Genomic DNA, 16,489 nt, shown 5'->3' on the forward strand with positions numbered 1-16,489 from the left:
TGAGCAGGACGATCCACGACTACAACCGGATCCAGGCCAGCCAGGGCTGACTCATCCCTGCGGCGAAATCTCGCGAGAGGTCGGCGGGACAGCACCCCCCTCTGTCCTGCCGGACATCTCCCCCGCAAGGGGGGAGATCGGATGTCATCTCGGCTTTCGCCAATCACCAAGGTCGAAAAGGAGATGCCGTCGATGGAACTGCCGATCTCCCCCCTTGCGGGGGAGATGTCCGGCAGGACAGAGGGGGGTGTGAAGGATTGCCGACGCAGATTTTTTTCTTCCCCATCAAGCTTGTTGCCTAGCAGCCCCTACGCGGCCGCCTTCCACCCATCCCTGATGTGCTTATATCCCTCCCGATAAACCGCTTCCGGGCCTTCGGAAAAGTCGCGCCACACCTTGGTGGCCGCGGCCAGATCCTTCAGCGAGCGGCCGAACGCCTCGATCGTCAGCCAATCGTCATAGCCGCTCTTGCGGATGGCGGAGAACGTCTCCTTCCAGGGGACGTGGCCGCGGCCCGGCACGCCGCGATCGTTCTCCGAAATATGGATATGGACGATGTTCTTGCGGTTGCGCGTATAGGCGCCGATCGGGTCGGCCTCTTCGATGTTGGCGTGGAAGGTGTCGTACATCGCCTTGATGTGCGGCCGGTCGATCGCGTCGATATGCTCCGACAAATCGTCCATCGTGTTGAGCAGATAGCATTCGAAGCGGTTGAGCGCTTCCAGCCCGATGGTGACACCCTTGTTGCCGGCATGGTCGCCAACGGCGCGTTGCGAGGCGATCGAACGTTTTTTTTCGGCCGCCGTCGGCCCGCTGCCGGAGAAGCCCCCGAGTGTCGAATGCAATGGGCCGCTCAACGTGTTCGCGCCAAGCGCCTGAGCGCAGTCGATCGCCGATTTCATGTAGTCGATACCGACCTTGCGCGTCGAGGCGTCGGCCGAGATCAAATTCATCGCCGGATCGCCCATGGCAGAAACGGCGGTGCGTTCCAGGCCGATACGATCGAGCAGCTCGCCGAGTTTCCTGTAGTCGTCCGGCGTGCCGGAGAAGACCGGTATTTCGACGCCGTCGAAGCCGGTCGCCTTGATGTCCCTCAACAACGGCTCGTGTTTTTTCGAGACACTGGTCGTCCACAACAACATGCACATGCCGATTTTCATCGACGCCCCTCCCCTTTGACGGCCGGGCTTGCTCCTCCGGCGACTTCGCCACAAGCCCCCTCATCCGGCCGCTTCGCGGCCACTTTCTCCCCGCTGGGGAGAAGAGGCGGACGCCAACGCTGGCGATCTCCTCTCCCCTCGGGTAGAGGTCCGAATGCCCCGAATTGCCCTGCGGCTGGCAGTCCGGGTGAGGGGGACTTCACGTTAACCGGACGCAGCGACTAAAGTTTCGTCCACGCTCCATTCTTCTTCGACGACTTCACGCAGGCCTCGATGAAGGCCATGCCCTCGACGCCGTCCTGCACGGTCGGGAAGACGACATCCTTGGTCGGCCTGCCACCCTTCCGGCGCGCCGCACGAATGGCGCGGGCGGCTTCCTGATAGATGTTGGCGAAACCTTCGAGATAGCCTTCCGGATGCCCTGGCGGAACGCGGCTGACGCGCCCGGCGACGGGAAGCGCGCCAGCGCCGTTTCGGGTAATCAACTGCTTCGGCTGGCCGAACGGCGTGTACCAGAGATAGTTCGGATCCGCCTGCACCCATTCGAGCCCGCCCTTCGAGCCGTAGACGCGCAATTTCAGCCCGTTCTCGTGGCCGGGTGCCACCTGGCTTGCCCAGATCATGCCCTTGGCGGGGTGCGATCCGCCGACCGGCTTGAAGCGCAACAGCACATTGATGTTGTCGTCGAGCAGCCTCCCCGGCACGAAGGCGTCGAGATCGGCCGACAGCGAATCGAGCTCCAGCCCGGAGACGAAACGGGCAAGGTTGTAGGCGTGCGTGCCAATGTCGCCCAGCGCACCGCCCGCACCCGCCTGCTTGGGGTCTGAGCGCCACGCAGCCTGCTTCTGGCCGGTGGCGGCCAAGTCTTCGGTCAGCCAGTCCTGCGGATATTCCGACTGCACGATGCGGATATCGCCGAGCTGCCCCTTGGCCACCATCTCGCGTGCCTGCCGCACCATCGGATAGGCGGTGTAGTTATGCGTCAGCACGAACACCTTGCCGGTCTTTTCGACCAGCGCCGCCAGCTTCTTTGCCTCGGCCAGCGTCGTCGCCAGCGGCTTGTCGCAGATGACGTGGATGCCGGCCTCGAGAAAAGCCTTGGCGGCCGGCACGTGCACATTGTTCGGCGTGACGATGGCCACCACCTCGATGCCGTCCGGCCGCTTGGCCTCTGCCTTGGCCATCTCGGCATAGGAGCCGTAGCTGCGTGCCGGATCGAGCCCAAGCTCGGCCGCCGAGGCCTTGGCACGCTCCGGATTCGACGACAAGGCGCCGGCGACTAGCACGAACTCGTTATCCATGCGCGCCGCGATGCGGTGCACCGCGCCGATAAAGGCACCTTGTCCGCCGCCAACCATGCCGTAGCGGATCGGACCGCCTCCCGTTTCCGTCTTCGATGCGCCAACCATGATTTTCTCCCTCGTTATCTGAGATACCCCTCCCCCTTGAGGGAGGGTGGCCCGCAGGGCCGGGTGGGGTCGTTTCATTCCGAGCGCTACGCCCAGCGACCCCACCCCGATCCGCTGCGCGGATCGACCCTCCCCTCGGGGGGAGGGATATCTGTGCTAGATCCCCATCATACCGCGCAGCACCTTTTTATCGGTCGTGCCGCCGGCGAAATCGTCGAATGCTTTTTCCGTCACCCTGATGATGTGGTGCTGGATGAAGGGGGCGCCTTCGGCAGCACCATCCTCCGGGTGCTTGAGGCAGCATTCCCATTCCAGCACCGCCCATGAATCGTAATTGTATTGGGTGAGCTTGGAGAAGATGCCGCCGAAATCCACCTGCCCGTCGCCGAGCGAGCGGAAACGCCCGGCACGGTTGGTCCAGCTCTGGTAGCCGGAATAGACGCCTTGCCGCCCGGTCGGATTGAATTCGGCATCCTTGACGTGGAACGCCTTGATCCGCTCGTGGTAGATGTCGATGAATTCGAGATAATCGAGCTGCTGCAGCAGGAAATGCGACGGGTCGTAGTTGATGTTGCAGCGCTTGTGGCCGCCGACCGCCTCGAGGAACATCTCGAACGTCGCGCCGTCGAACACGTCCTCGCCCGGATGGATTTCGTAGCCGACATCGACGCCGTTCTCGTCATAGACGTCGAGGATCGGCTTCCAGCGCTTGCCGAGTTCGGCAAATGCTTCCTCGATCAATCCCGCCGGCCGCTGCGGCCAGGGGTAGAGGTATGGGAAGGCCAGCGCGCCGCAAAACGACACCGACGCCCTGAGCCCGAGATTCTTCGACGCCTTGGCGGCGAACTTCATCTGTTCGACCGCCCATTGTTGCCTGGCTTTTGGATTGTTGTGCACCGCAGCCGGCGCAAAGCCGTCGAACTGCGCGTCATACGCGGGATGCACCGCCACCAGTTGCCCCTGCAGATGCGTCGACAGTTCGGTGATTTCGACGCCGGCATCGGCGCAGATGCCCTTCACCTCGTCGCAATAGGCCTTGGAGGAGGCTGCCTTCTCGAGATCGAACAGTCGAGCGTCCCATGTCGGGATCTGCACGCCCTTGTAGCCCAGACCAGCCGCCCATTTGGTGATCGAGGCCAGCGAATTGAACGGCGCGGCGTCGCCCGCAAATTGCGCCAGGAACAGACCAGGCCCCTTCATCGTCGTCGGCATCGGCATCTCCCTATGTTTCACGACCAAGCATAGCGCCGATTGAAAACAGGGCCAGCGTCTTTGGTCTCTTTGCACAGCGCGCTCAGCGCCGCTATTCTGGTATTACCAAATGCCGAAATCTGGTCAAGCCATTTGACGCGCTGCCGCAGTCCTGCAACCATGCCGAGTTGGGCCACATGTTTAAGCATAATCAATGGTCTAGCTAGGAACAAACGCTTTGTGGCAGCACTTCTTGCCGTCCAGATGAAATTACTGTAGACCTCCCATCAGGCCCAATTGGTCGAACCAGTTCGACAAAAATGCTGGGACGCCTTGGGGAGGAATCATGCGGCACGCTTCGGCAGAGTGCGCCGCAGGCGAACTGGTACAGGCGATTCTGGGAAGGATAGACCATGCATCTTTCGACGCACAATTGGATGCGGGCGGAGCCGCTGGAAACGACGCTCAAGCGCATCAAGAAATTCGGCTACGAGTCGATCGAGATCTCCGGCGAACCCGAACAGTACAAGCCCAAGGAGACGCGCGCACTGTTGAACGAGTACGGCATTCGCTGCTGGGGAGCGGTGACGCTGATGCTGGGCGAGCGCAATCTCGCCGCCAAGGATCAGGGCCAGCGTGAGCGCTCGGTGCAATATGTCAAGGACGTGCTGACCATGGTCAGCGAGCTCGACGGCGAGATCATCACGCTGGTTCCGGCCACCGTCGGCAAGGTCGTGCCCGACGGCACCGAGGAAGAGGAATGGAAATGGGTGGTCGACGCCACTCGGGAATGCTTCACCCACGCCAAGAAGGTCGGCGTCAAGATCGCGGTCGAGCCGCTCAACCGCTTCGAGACTTATCTGTTCAACCGCGGCGCCCAGGCACTGGCGCTGGCCGATGCGGTCAGCCCCGAATGCGGCGTCTGCCTCGACGCCTACCACATCCACATGGAAGAATTTAACGTCTACGATGCCATCCGGCAGGTCGGCAAGCGCCTGTACGACTTCCATGTCGCCGACAACAACCGCTTCGCCGCCGGCCTCGGGCAGATCGACTGGCCGAAGATCGTCGGCACGCTGAAGGAGATCGGCTATGACGGCGCGCTGACCAATGAATTCGTCGCCCCCGTCGACCGCACGCCGGCTGCCCCCTATCCCGACATGGTCGAACGCAACCCCGTCGACATCTCGCCGGAGCAGCTGAAATTCATTCAGGACCACGGCTCCAGCGTGCTCACGGAAAAATTCTACACCGACCAGATGCGCATCAATGCGGAAACGCTGCTGCCGCTGATCAAGTAGCCGAGCCGTTTGGAAAAAGCCCTTCCGCCTCACCGCGGCCGGGCCGAGGATGAACATGCGCATCAAGACGGTCCAAGCCTGGTGGGTTCGCATACCGATCGAAGTCGCGAAGCAGCATCGCAGTGACTTCGGTCAGGTGGCGACATTCGACGCCGCCATCCTGCGCATCGAAACCGACGACGGTCTGGTCGGCTGGGGCGAAGGCAAGAATGCTGCCGGCAGCGCCGGCAGCTACGGCGCTCTCGTCCATTTGCTGAACTACGAGGTCGGCCCGCAGCTGGTCGGCCGCGACCCGGCCGACATCGGCGTCATCTGGGAGATGCTCTATAATGGCACGCGCCACGACAGCGCCGCTCGCGCCGGCCATGCCATGCCGCAATTGGCACGACGGGGCATGAGCATCGCCGCCATCAGCGCCGTCGACATCGCATTGTGGGACATTCTTGGCAAATCGCTCGGCGTTCCGGTCTGGCGGCTGCTCGGCGGCCGCAAGCTGGACCGCATGCCGGCCTATGCTTCCGGGGGCTGGGCCACTGCGGAAGCCATCGGCGACCAGCTGCAGTCCTACATCGCCAAGGGCGGCTTCAAGGCGCTGAAGATGCGCGTCGGCGCCATGGACGGCGCCCCACATATCTCGGCGGCTCGCGTCCGCGCCGCAAGACAGGCGCTCGGTCCCGATATCGACCTGATGGTCGACGCGCACGGCACCTACACGGTGGCCGAAGCCAAGCGCTTCATCCATCTCGCCGGCGACCTCGATCTCGCCTGGTTCGAGGAGCCGGTGATCGCCGACGACAAGCCCGGCATGGCCGAGGTACGTGCCTGCGGCTCGATCCCGATCGCCACCGGCGAAAGCGAGGCGACGCGCTATGCCTTCCGCGACCTCGCCGTACTCAAATCCGCCGATATCTTCCAGCCGGATCCGGCCTTTTGCGGTGGCATCAGCGAGGCGATGAAGATCGGCACCATCGCCAGCGCCTTCAATCTGCGCTTTGCGCCGCATCTTTGGGCCGGCGCGCCCTGTTTCTTTGCCGGGCTGCATGTCTGCGCTGCTTCGCCGGCGAGCTTCACCGTCGAATATTCGCTCGGCGCCAACCCGATGATCCACGATCTGATCGAAGAGACTGTCGAAGCAAAGGACGGTATGGTAGCGATCCCTGATAGACCCGGGCTGGGATTCACCATTTCGGAGCGGTTCCTGGAGGCGCACGCGCAACACGGCTGACATGAAAGAAAAGAACCTTCTCGCGGAACTCGCCGCCTATCTGTTCTCCCATTCGGACAAGGAGACGGGCCGCACGCCGTCGGAGCGCGAACTGGCAGAGCATTTCAGCGTCAGCCGCGGCCAGATCCGCGAGGCGCTGGCCATTCTCGAGGCCATGCGCATCGTCGAGCGACGGGCGAAATCCGGCATCTACATCGATACGAAGCAGGCGAGCGTCGAGGCGATGGCGCTGTTCGCCCGCGCGGGCCTGCCGCTCGATCCCGTCCAGATCTACGAGACGGTCGAGTTGCGCAAGATCCACGAGATCAAGGCCGCCGAACTTGCCTGTTCACGCGCCACCGAGGAGAATTTCGAGCGGCTGCGCGAGATCCTGAAGGCCTCTGAGGATCGCATCGCCGCCGGTGAAGGGCTTGCCCGGGAAGACCGCGAGTTCCACCTCGAGATCGTGCGGGCGACCAAAAACAGCGTCTTCCACAATATCTGCAGCGTCTACTACATGATGGGTGAGCTGCGCCTGCCGATCTATTTCAACGATCCCGAACGCAGCGTGCGCTCCCATGCCGAGCATATCCAGATCTACGAGGCGCTGCTGCGCCGCGATGGCAATCTCGCCCAGGCGCTGATGAGCGCCCACCTGCAAGGCGCGGAAAGCTACTGGAAAGGGCTGATCGAGGGGCGTGGGGCTGAACCGGAAAGCCCAGCGCTCGAAAAGGCCTGAAATGCCCAAGATCCTGTCAACACACCGACTGCACTCTCGTGCCGCTTCCATGCTGACGGGGGCCGGCGAACTCGTCGTTGCTTCCGCCCTCGATGCGGCCACGCTTGCCGCCGAGGCAAGGGACGCCGATGTCATCATCGTCCGCGCTCCCTTGCCTGCGGCGCTTTTCGAAGGCGCGAAGAAGCTCAGGGCCGCGATCCGCCACGGCGCCGGGCTCGACATGGTACCGATGGAAGCGGCCAATGCGGCCGGCGTGCTGGTGGCGAACGTACCGGGGGTGAACGCGCGATCCGTCGCCGAATATGTGATGTTCGCGGCGCTGGCGCTGCTTAGGCGCTTTCGTGTGTTGGACCGCGACTTGCGTGCGAAGGGCTGGCTGGCGGGCCGCGAGCACACGGTGGTGGCCAGCGAGCTAGCGGGCAAGACGATCGGCATTGTCGGCCTCGGCGCGATCGGTCAGGCTGTTGGCCACATCGCCGCCCATGGGTTCGATCTGAATGTGGTGGCGACGACGCGCAGCATGCGGCCGGCGCCGGACAGGGTCGGCTTCCTGTCGATCGATGCACTCATCGAGCAGAGCGACGTCATCGTTCTGTGCTGCCCGCTGACGCCCGAAACACGGGGGCTGATCAGCCGCGAGCGCATTGACCGGATGAAGCCGGATGCGCTGCTGATCAATGTTTCGCGCGGGCCGGTGATCGATGACGACGCGCTGATCGAGGCCTTGCAGAAGGGCCGCATCGGCGGCGCTGCGCTCGATGTTTTTGCAACACAACCGCTGCCGCCCAACCATCCTTATTTCGGCTTCGACAACATCATCGTCACCCCGCACATGGCCGGGATCACCGAGCAGTCGATGATGCGCATGGGCGTCGGCGCGGCTGGCGAAGCCTTGCTGGTGCTGGCTAACAGATTACCGGTCAATCTACGCAACCCCGAAGTGGTCGAGCACTACCGGCGGCGGTTCCCTGTCGATCTCTGAGAGCGCCTCAATTTTCCCGAACTCGCCGGCGATGGTGCCGGCCATGGTAAACGTCACAAAATTCCTGCTGACAGCCGGCTTCTGCATGGCGACGGCGCATGCCTTTGCCAACGGACAGGGCAGCTACGTGTTCTGCGACAACGGCATACGGTGCGTGGCGGCACCCTGTCCATCGAACAGCGCACTCGACCTCGCTACTGGTAAGCTCATCAAAGGCGTTTCAATCGACATCGATCGCCTGCCGCAGCAAGACAAGGCCCTCGACCTTTCGGACAAGCTCTATGCCGGCAAGGTCGTTGTTGTCGGATCGATCGAGAACCGCACCCGGACCTTCAACGGCAAGCGGTACACCCTGCCTTGGCTGGTTGCCACCAGCATCGAACGCGCCGCCAAGGACAGCGAACGCGGCCACTGCTCGTCGCGTTGACACGCGCTATCGGATCAATTTGCAAGCAGCGCCTCGATCCCTGTTGCGATGCGCAGCAGGTGGTGGTCATGGCCATTGCGCGCCGCCAGCATCAGCCCGGCCGGGCGCGTCATTCCCGGCATCGGCAGCGAGATGGCTGACAGATCGAACTGGTTGGCGACCTGCGTGTTGCGCAGCAGAAGGCCTTCCGTCCTGTTCCACAGAGCCTCGTCGTCGGTCATAGAGACGATCGTCGGCGCCGTCACCGGCGTGGTCGGCAGGGCCAGCACGTCGACCGACGCCAGTCGGTCATCCATTGCGGCGGCCAGCGCCGTGCGGCAGCGCATTGCCCTGATATAGACCGTGGCCGGAATGGCGGCGGCGCGCGACAATGGTCCGCTTACCCGCGGGTCGACCGGCGTCGCCGCTCCGGTCGCCAGCCAGTCGGCATGGATCTCCGCCCCTTCCATCGCCGCGATCGAGGCGCGCTTGGTTGCCGCGCGCAGATCCGCAAGCAGGTCGTCGATCGACAGCTCCACAAGCCGTGCGCCGCTAAGCTCCATCTTACGCAGACACCGGTCGAACGTCGTCGCGACCTCTTCCTGCGTATCATCGAACAGCACGCCGCGCGCAATACCGACGCGCAGGCCGTCCAGCGGCAGCGGCAACAGTGCCGCCAGGTTTTCGCCCGACATCACTGCATCGGCCGCCGCACATTCGGCGACGGTGCGGGCCAGCGGACCGATCGAGTCCAGCGTGGCCGACAGCGGAAACGCACCCGCAAGCGGCACGCGCCGTGCGGTCGGCTTGAAACCGACGACGCCATTCAGCGATGCCGGAATGCGCACCGAACCACCGGTATCGGAACCGATGGAGATTTGGCTGGTGCCTTCGCCCACCGAAACGCCGGCGCCTGAGGAGGAGCCGCCCGGAATACGGCTGGCATCACTTGCATTGCCGGGCGTACCGTAATGTGGATTGACGCCGATCGCAGTGAAGGCGAACTCGGTCATGTTGGTCTTGCCGAGGATGATCGCACCGGCCTGGCGCAGCCGTCGCACGACAATGGCATCCCGCAGCGCCGGCGCTGCGTTGACGAGCAGCAGCGAGCCCGCCGTGGTCGGCTCGCCGGCGACATCGAACAGATCCTTGATCGAGACGATCGCCCCATCGAGCGCCCCGAGCGTGACGCCGGCTTTTCGCCGCGCATCGGCGGCGTCGGCCGCCGCCCGTGCGGCTTCCGGGTAGAGCTTTACGAAAACGCTTTCATCGTCGACGCGAGCGGCAAGACGCGAAAGAATTGCTTCGAGGTGATCGCGGGCTGATTGCATTTTTCGGTGTCGGACTCCGCACGCTTGCAACGTCTTAAGGTAGCAGCCTGAAACTGGCCGCAGGAGACATAGCCCGGCACGGTCGGATTTGCACCTGTCGAACCGAAGGAGGAAGGCCCGATGCTCTACCAAGGCAGCTGCCACCGCGGCAAGGTCGCGTTCGAGGTCGAAGGCGAGTTGACCGGAGCCGTACGGTGCAATTGCTCGATCTGCTCGCGCAAGGGTGCACTGCTATGGGCAGTGCCGCATGAGAGCCTACGGGTGCTTGCCTGGGGCGATGATCTCGGCCGCTACAGCTTCGGCAACCATGTCATCGCCCACCGCTTCTGCCGCAGCTGCGGCATTCACCCCTTCGCCGAGGATGTCGGCGAAGGAAGCGGGCGAAGTGCCTATATCAATATTCATTGCATCGAGGCGTTGGACGTCACCGCCGTGCCGGTCTTCGACTTCGACGGCCGTTCCGTTTAGGCCTTGGGATCGTCGACCGGCTTCGGGCCAAGGAAGAACGCCGCCAGTGCCGCAAGCAATGTCGCCGCCGCGCAATAGGCGAAGGCGCTGGCAACGCCGGCATTGTCGACCAGCAGGCCGCCGAAGACGGCGCCCAACGCGATGGCGACCTGGAATGTCATAACCATCAGCCCGCCGGCGCTTTCCGCCTGATCGGGGGCGGCCCGCACCAGCCAGGTCTGCAGCCCGACTGGGACGGCGCCGAAGGCAAAGCCCCAGCTGGCCACTGCTATTGCAGCAACCACGGGTGAGCCTCCGACCACCAGCAGCAAGAGCGCCGAAAACGCGATCAGCAGAGGCGCCAGGCTGACGGCTGCCTTGAGGCTGCGTTCGGCAATGAAGCCGCCGGCAAAATTGCCGAAGAAGCCACCAATGCCGTAGGCGAGCAGCACAAGCGAGATCGTCTCGATGTCCAGCGCGGGAACCTTCTCGAGAAACGGGCGGACATAGGTGAAGCCGGCAAAGTGTCCCGAGGCGACCAGCAGCACCACCAGCAGCGCCACCCTGATCATCGGCCGCTTCATCACCTCCAGCAGCGTGCGAAAACCTGCCGTACCTGCCGGCGGCAGCTTCGGAATGGTAGCCACCTGCACCAGCAGGGCCAGCGCGCCGACCACGGCGGCGATCATGAACGCCGTCCGCCATCCCCAGATGTCGCCGACATAGGCGCCGACTGGAGCTGCACAGACCGTCGCCACCGAAACGCCGGTGAGGATGATCGACATGGCGCGCGGCATCAGCCGCATCGGAACGAGCCGCATCGCCATGGCAGCCGACATCGACCAGAAGCCGCCGAGACTAATGCCAAGCATGATGCGGGCGATCAGAAGAACGGGAAGCGACGACGCAAACGCGGCCACCAGGTTTGACAGCACAAGCAGCACCGTCAGCGCCCACATGACCAGCCTGCGGTCCAGCCGCTTGGTGACAATGGCCATGGTCGGCGCCGCTATCGCACCAATGACAGCGGTGGCCGTTACCGCCTGCCCGGCGGCGCCTTCGGTGATGCCGAGATCCTGCGCAAGCGGCGTCAGCAGGCTGGCCGGCAGAAATTCCGCGGTCACCAGGCCAAAGACTCCGAGCGCCAGGGAGACCACTGCCCCCCATGCGGGCTCGGATCGTTCGCCGGTTTGCGATGGATCGAGAACGGCGTCCATGACGCCTGTCGCGGGTTCGGTCATGAGAGAATCTCCGGTCTGTTGCAGCGCAGCATTTGGCTGCAATGCAACATAAGGAGTGACTGGCTGGAGTTTCCATGCTAGAAACACCATTATGTTTGACCGTTCGTCCAAAATTCCAATCACCGGCGATCCGCTGACGGACATATTGCGCGGATTGCGTCTGGAAGGCGTCGATTACGGCCGTTGCGAGATGAAGGAACCTTGGGGCATCCATTTTCCGGCTCAGGCGGCGGCACGGTTTCATTTCATCGGCCGCAAAGGCTGCTGGTTGCTGCAGCCGACCGGCGATTGGGTCGAGCTCAAGGCGGGCGACGCTGCCTTGTTGCCGCGCGGCTCAGCCCACACGCTGGCGAGCGAGCCGGGTATCGAGGCGGCGCCGATCCACGGCTATGAGGTCGAGGAAATCTGCAAGGGTGTCTATTGCATGTCGAATGACGGCGTGCCCGGCTGCCGTCCGGGGACCTTGCTGTTTTTCGGCAGCATGTATTTCAATCTCGATGGCTTGCACCCCTTGCTCGGCATGATGCCGGACGTGATGCGCGCGCATGAGTTGGAAGCCTATGAGCCAGGTATCCCGCATTTGCTGGAAGCGATGGCCCGCGAAGTCACGATGGAGCGCGTCGGCTCCGGTGGCATCCTGGCACGGCTGGCCGATGTGCTCGCCGCGACCGTCATCCGCTCATGGGTCGAGCGCGGCTGCGGCGACTCTTCCGGTTGGATTGCGGCGGTCAGGGACCGCGAGATCGGCCGGGTGCTGGCCGCGATCCATCTGGAACCGAACCGCGACTGGACGGTGGAGGCTCTGGCGAAGATGATGGGTGCCTCGCGATCAGGTTTTGCCGAGCGCTTCGCAACCATTGTCGGCGAAACACCGGCAAAGTACGTCACGCAGGTGCGGATGCACCAGGCGAGGCAATGGCTGGTCCGCGACCGGCTCAAGATTTCCGTCGTCGCGGCTCGCCTCGGCTACGAATCCGACGCCTCCTTCAGCCGCGCCTTCAAACGGGTCATCGGATCGCCACCCAGCCATTTCCGGGCCGAGGAACAGGCGGAGATCCGCTAATGCATGTCGCGCAAAAGTGTGCAGCGGTTTTGCGGTAACGACATGCATCAAAACAAAAATCTAAAGCGCGTTGCATGAGGCCGGTCGAACGCGACGCGCTTTAGGCCGGCTAAACGTTGGCCGGCTTATTGCTCGGTGATGCAGGCCGAGCCGGCGCTGCTCTTGCAATATTTGCCGGAGGCCCCGCACCTGCCATCCGAGACTTCGACGACGGTGCCGCTCAACAGCAGCTTGCAGTCGCTGGTGGACAGATTGACCGCGCCGTTGAGGTCCTTGATCTTCTTGGCGTCGACCTTCGCGCCGGCGACAACTTTCTTGGCTGCCTGCGCCTCGCCCAGATGCGCCGCCGACAATCCCATACCGGCGACAAGCAGGATCGTCGCAAAACTGCGTAACAGATTTCCCATAGCCAACCCTCCGTATTTGGGTCTCCAAATTGGGCCTGCAAAGCCCGTTTGAGACCAAAGGATCAGCCTATTCGACAAATCGGAGCATCCGCATCCCCCGTACGGGGGATGACGGGAGACAGCCAAGCGGAATCACACGGCATCGCACAAATGCCCGACTAAAACGGATAGATAGAGCGGGATGCACGGTTCGCATCCCGCTCTAGCTCAGTAAAGAGGCTTGTATTTAGCCGGCGTGACGCAGGCTTATTCCGCTGCCCTTGTCGAACAGCACCACCTTGTCCGGGTTCCAGGCAAAGCGCACCGGCTGCTCTATCTGGACGTCGGTCCTGGCCGGCACGGTGGCGCGCAGCATGGCGTCGCCGACCCGCAGCGTCAGGATCTTCTCGACGCCATGGTTCTCGACGTCATGGACCCGCGCCTCGACCGGCGCGCCGGTCTCGAGATAGACGTCCTCGGGACGAATACCGAAGACGAGCGGGCGACCGTCGGTCGCCGCGCCCGTCTTGGCATCCCCCGAAGTCTTGGCACCCCCCGCAAACGGCAATTCGAAGTTGAGCGGCGCCATCACCGCACGTCCGTTGACAAGCTTGCCGTCGATGAGGTTCATCGGCGGCGAGCCGACGAAGCTCGCCACGTAGGTGTCGCGCGGATTGTTGTAGATCTCGTACGGCGTGCCGGTCTGGACGATGCGGCCATGGTTGAGCACGCCGACCTTGTCACCCATCGACATCGCCTCGATCTGATCGTGCGTCACGAACAGGAAGGTGGCGCCAAGCTGCATCTGCAGGTTCTTCAATTCGGTGCGTAGCGCCTCGCGCAATTTGGCGTCGAGCGCCGACAACGGCTCGTCCATCAGGAATACCCGCGGCTTGCGCACGATGGCGCGACCGATCGAGACGCGCTGCATCTCGCCGCCTGAAAGTCTGTCGGTCTTGCGGTCGAGCAGATGCTCGATCCGCAGCGTCCTGGCCGCGCGGTCGACACGATCCTTGATCTCGGCATCGGGCAGCCGGCGGATCTTCGGCTTCAGCGGAAATTCGAGGTTTTCGCGCACCGTATAGCGCGGGTAGAGCGAATATTGCTGCAGCACCAGCGCCACGTCGCGCTCGGCCGCGCCCCAGTCGGCGACATCGACGCCATCGATGAAGACCTGACCTTCGCTCGGTTTTTCCAGGCCGGCAATCATGCGCAGCGTCGTCGTCTTGCCGGCGCCGGTCTCGCCAAGCAGGACGAAGAACTCGCCATCGGCGATGTCGAGATCAAGCCCGGTCAAGGCGGTGTGGTTGCCGAACTTCTTCGAGATGTTCTTGAGCTGGATGTGGGCCATCAGAGTCTCACTCCCAGCGATTTGCCGCTCGCCGTGTCGAAGAAATGCGCCTGGCTGGGATCGATTCTGACGAAGACCCTTTCGCCGGGGCCGCCGATGAAGCCGCTCTTGGTGCGCGCACGCAGCATCTTGGAGCCGACCTTGAGGTCGACGATGTCGAAGGACCCGAGCGGCTCGACGATCTGCGTCTCCACCGGCAAGAATCCCTCGGCGGCTTCGCGGCGGACGAGGACGCCTTCCGGCCGGATGCCGAGCGCGAGTTGGTTGCCGGCATGACCGTTGAGCTTCGACAGCAAGGCGCGCGGGAATTCGAAGCCGGCGGCCGCATCGCCGACCGTCACCGAGGCGGACGAGGCTTTCTCGGTCACGGAAGCGTCGGCGACGTTCATCACCGGGCTGCCGACGAACTGCGCGACGAAAAGATTCGCCGGGTGCGAATAGACCTCGTCCGGCGAGCCGACCTGCTGTAGTACGCCTTCATGCATGATGACGATGCGGTCGGCGAGGCTCATCGCCTCGATCTGGTCGTGGGTGACGTAGATGCTGGTCGAGCCCTGCTTGATGTGCAGCCGCTTGATCTCGGCCCGCATCTCCTCGCGCAGCTTGGCATCGAGTGCCCCGATCGGCTCGTCCATCAGCATCGCCTTCGGCCGCCGCACCAAGGCTCGGCCGATCGCCACGCGCTGCATATCGCCGCCCGACAGCGCCGACGGTTTCTTGGCCAGGAGATCGCTGATCTGCAGCGTCTTGGCGACCGAGCGCACCTCGCTGTCGATCTCGGCCTTGCTCTTGCGCGTCGCCCTCAGCGGAAAGGCGATATTCTCGTAGACGCTCATATGCGGATAGAGCGAGAACGACTGAAAGACCATGGCGATGTCACGGTCGGCGGCCTTGAGGTGCTGGACCGGCTTGCCGTCGATGAGGATGTCGCCGCCGTCGATCGTCTCCAGCCCGGCAATCGCCCTGAGCGTCGTCGTCTTGCCACAGCCCGACTGGCCGAGCAGCACGATGAACTCGTTATCATCGATCTTCAGGTTGAGGTCCTTGATGACCTGGACGGCGCCGAAATATTTCTGGACGCCGCGAAGCTCGATCTGGGTCAATGCTGTGCCCCCGGATTTGCCCCTTGCCCGGTGCCGGCCTTCTCCTCCGGCGCGATCTTCGAGGTGATGTTGAAGCCGATCAGGCCGATCAGGATGATGGTCACGCCATAGCTGTGCAGCAGCATGTTCCACGGCTGGCAGAGCGCGATGATACCTAGCACCATCTGCACCTGGCTGCCCGGTTCGAGATATTTCTGGTTGATGGCGCGAAAGCTCATTTGCGGATTGCTCCGAAGGACATGCCGCGCAGCAGATGGTTGCGGAGCAGGAAGGTGAAGATCGCCACCGGCAGCAGGAACAGGAAGGTTCCTGCGGCGATCACCGTCCAGTCCGGCAGGCCGGAACCGACCTGGCTGGGGATGAAGGGCGGTGCTGTCTGGGCACGGCGGCTGGTCATGATCAGTGCGAAGGCATATTCGTTCCACGCCGTGATGAAGCAGAACACGGCGGTGGCGGCGATGCCGGTGGCGGCCTCGGGCAGCACGATCTTGAAGAAGGCCTCCATGCGCGTATAGCCGTCGACGAGGGCCGCCTCCTCATACTCCTTGGGGATCTCGTCCATGAAGCCTTTCATCAGCCACACCGAGAAGGACAGGTTGAAGGCGGTGTAAAGGATGATCAGGCCGATATGGGAATCGTTGAGGCCGACTGCCCGGTACATCAGGAACATCGGAATGGCGACGACCACCGGCGGCAGCATGCGCGTCGACAAGATGAAGAACAGTAGGTCCGCCTCGCCTTTTACCTTGAAGCGCGAGAACCCATAGGCGGTGAAGGTGCCCATGCCGACGGCCAGGACGGTCGAGGTTATGGCAACGATCAGCGAGTTCATGAAACGGCTCGGATAGCCCGACCACTGCACCTGGCCCTTGCCGTCGCGCACGATCTTTTCGCCGCCATTGAAGACGACGCGCTCCCACCACGGCGCAGCCGCGTACTCCTCCGGCGACGGCGGGCTGCGCAGCTGCGAACGCTTGGTGAACAACTTGACGAAGGGCGATATCTCCGGCTGGAAAACCACCGTCGGCGGAATGGTGGTGGCGAGATTGCGCGGCTTGAACGCCGTCGAGGCGATCCAGTAGATCGGCGCCAGGAAGATGATCGTCACCAGCAGGACAGCGACGATGGCGACCCGGTTGAAAGTGATTTCGGAAGAAGTGCGGACTGCGGCCATC

The 16,489-nt window shown here is 63.2% G+C and carries 17 protein-coding genes; 7 read left to right on the forward strand and 10 right to left on the reverse strand.

The features are described from left to right. Positions 1 to 308 precede the first annotated feature (308 nt). The 3 genes from NKJ46_RS32120 to NKJ46_RS32130 form a co-directional block, all read right to left on the reverse strand. The gene (locus NKJ46_RS32120) at positions 309 to 1,160 is read right to left on the reverse strand and encodes a sugar phosphate isomerase/epimerase family protein (RefSeq protein ID WP_352670989.1); all 852 of its coding nucleotides are present in this window, start codon (positions 1,158 to 1,160) and stop codon (positions 309 to 311) included. A gap of 221 nt (positions 1,161 to 1,381) precedes the next feature. Beyond that, positions 1,382 to 2,569 (reverse strand): Gfo/Idh/MocA family protein, encoded by a 1,188-nt coding sequence (locus NKJ46_RS32125; protein ID WP_352670992.1) that lies wholly within the window; start codon positions 2,567 to 2,569, stop codon positions 1,382 to 1,384. Between the two features lie 156 nt (positions 2,570 to 2,725). After that, a complete protein-coding gene (locus NKJ46_RS32130) occupies positions 2,726 to 3,781 on the reverse strand; it encodes a sugar phosphate isomerase/epimerase family protein (protein ID WP_352670995.1) in 1,056 nt (351 codons plus the stop codon). 392 nt (positions 3,782 to 4,173) lie between these two features. On the opposite strand from NKJ46_RS32130, the gene NKJ46_RS32135 reads away from it, so the two are divergent. Genes NKJ46_RS32135 through NKJ46_RS32155 form a run of 5 tightly spaced genes read left to right on the forward strand, consistent with a single transcriptional unit; the run spans position 4,174 to position 8,413 of the window. Beyond that, positions 4,174 to 5,061 (forward strand): sugar phosphate isomerase/epimerase family protein, encoded by an 888-nt coding sequence (locus NKJ46_RS32135; protein WP_023675190.1) that lies wholly within the window; start codon positions 4,174 to 4,176, stop codon positions 5,059 to 5,061. A gap of 55 nt (positions 5,062 to 5,116) precedes the next feature. Further along, on the forward strand, positions 5,117 to 6,286 hold the full coding sequence (locus tag NKJ46_RS32140) for a mandelate racemase/muconate lactonizing enzyme family protein (protein WP_254816744.1): 1,170 nt from the start codon (positions 5,117 to 5,119) through the stop codon (positions 6,284 to 6,286). Position 6,287: 1 nt separating this feature from the next. Next, positions 6,288 to 7,004: a FadR/GntR family transcriptional regulator gene (locus NKJ46_RS32145; protein ID WP_292661187.1), complete on the forward strand. Its 717-nt coding sequence runs from the start codon at positions 6,288 to 6,290 to the stop codon at positions 7,002 to 7,004. A 1-nt stretch (position 7,005) separates the two neighbouring features. Next, positions 7,006 to 7,986 carry a hydroxyacid dehydrogenase gene (locus NKJ46_RS32150; RefSeq protein WP_352670998.1) on the forward strand — a complete coding sequence of 327 codons (981 nt, stop codon included), beginning with the start codon at positions 7,006 to 7,008 and terminating at the stop codon, positions 7,984 to 7,986. A 43-nt stretch (positions 7,987 to 8,029) separates the two neighbouring features. Then, positions 8,030 to 8,413 carry a DUF6748 domain-containing protein gene (locus NKJ46_RS32155; protein WP_352671000.1) on the forward strand — a complete coding sequence of 128 codons (384 nt, stop codon included), beginning with the start codon at positions 8,030 to 8,032 and terminating at the stop codon, positions 8,411 to 8,413. 14 nt (positions 8,414 to 8,427) lie between these two features. Here NKJ46_RS32155 and NKJ46_RS32160 read toward each other — a convergent pair whose 3' ends face one another. Next, positions 8,428 to 9,723, reverse strand: coding sequence for an amidase (locus NKJ46_RS32160; RefSeq protein WP_352671003.1), 1,296 nt, complete (start codon positions 9,721 to 9,723; stop codon positions 8,428 to 8,430). A 120-nt stretch (positions 9,724 to 9,843) separates the two neighbouring features. Here NKJ46_RS32160 and NKJ46_RS32165 point away from each other — a divergent pair, with 120 nt between their 5' ends. Continuing rightward, positions 9,844 to 10,191, forward strand: coding sequence for a GFA family protein (locus tag NKJ46_RS32165; protein ID WP_352671006.1), 348 nt, complete (start codon positions 9,844 to 9,846; stop codon positions 10,189 to 10,191). Here NKJ46_RS32165 and NKJ46_RS32170 read toward each other — a convergent pair. Next, on the reverse strand, positions 10,188 to 11,411 hold the full coding sequence (locus NKJ46_RS32170) for an MFS transporter (protein ID WP_352671008.1): 1,224 nt from the start codon (positions 11,409 to 11,411) through the stop codon (positions 10,188 to 10,190). The genes NKJ46_RS32165 and NKJ46_RS32170 overlap by 4 nt on opposite strands. 91 nt (positions 11,412 to 11,502) lie before the next feature. Between NKJ46_RS32170 and NKJ46_RS32175 the strand changes: the two genes are divergently transcribed. Continuing rightward, on the forward strand, positions 11,503 to 12,474 hold the full coding sequence (locus tag NKJ46_RS32175; RefSeq protein WP_352671010.1) for an AraC family transcriptional regulator: 972 nt from the start codon (positions 11,503 to 11,505) through the stop codon (positions 12,472 to 12,474). Positions 12,475 to 12,599: 125 nt separating this feature from the next. On the opposite strand, the gene NKJ46_RS32180 is transcribed toward NKJ46_RS32175, so the two are convergent. The 5 genes from NKJ46_RS32180 to NKJ46_RS32200 form a co-directional block, all read right to left on the reverse strand. Then, on the reverse strand, positions 12,600 to 12,881 hold the full coding sequence (locus NKJ46_RS32180; RefSeq protein ID WP_352671013.1) for a hypothetical protein: 282 nt from the start codon (positions 12,879 to 12,881) through the stop codon (positions 12,600 to 12,602). Positions 12,882 to 13,107: 226 nt separating this feature from the next. After that, complete coding sequence (locus tag NKJ46_RS32185) at positions 13,108 to 14,211, reverse strand: ABC transporter ATP-binding protein (RefSeq protein ID WP_352671016.1); 1,104 nt, start codon at positions 14,209 to 14,211, stop codon at positions 13,108 to 13,110. Then, positions 14,211 to 15,314: an ABC transporter ATP-binding protein gene (locus NKJ46_RS32190; RefSeq protein WP_352671019.1), complete on the reverse strand. Its 1,104-nt coding sequence runs from the start codon at positions 15,312 to 15,314 to the stop codon at positions 14,211 to 14,213. Before NKJ46_RS32190 ends, NKJ46_RS32185 begins: the two co-directional genes overlap by 1 nt. After that, positions 15,311 to 15,532, reverse strand: a complete 222-nt coding sequence (locus tag NKJ46_RS32195) for a hypothetical protein (RefSeq protein WP_352671022.1) — start codon at positions 15,530 to 15,532, stop codon at positions 15,311 to 15,313. Before NKJ46_RS32195 ends, NKJ46_RS32190 begins: the two co-directional genes overlap by 4 nt. Beyond that, positions 15,529 to 16,488 (reverse strand): carbohydrate ABC transporter permease, encoded by a 960-nt coding sequence (locus tag NKJ46_RS32200; RefSeq protein ID WP_292661213.1) that lies wholly within the window; start codon positions 16,486 to 16,488, stop codon positions 15,529 to 15,531. Before NKJ46_RS32200 ends, NKJ46_RS32195 begins: the two co-directional genes overlap by 4 nt. Position 16,489: the final 1 nt, after the last annotated feature.

The organism is Mesorhizobium sp. M0166, from assembly GCF_040322255.1.
Classification (GTDB): Bacteria; Pseudomonadota; Alphaproteobacteria; order Rhizobiales; family Rhizobiaceae; genus Mesorhizobium.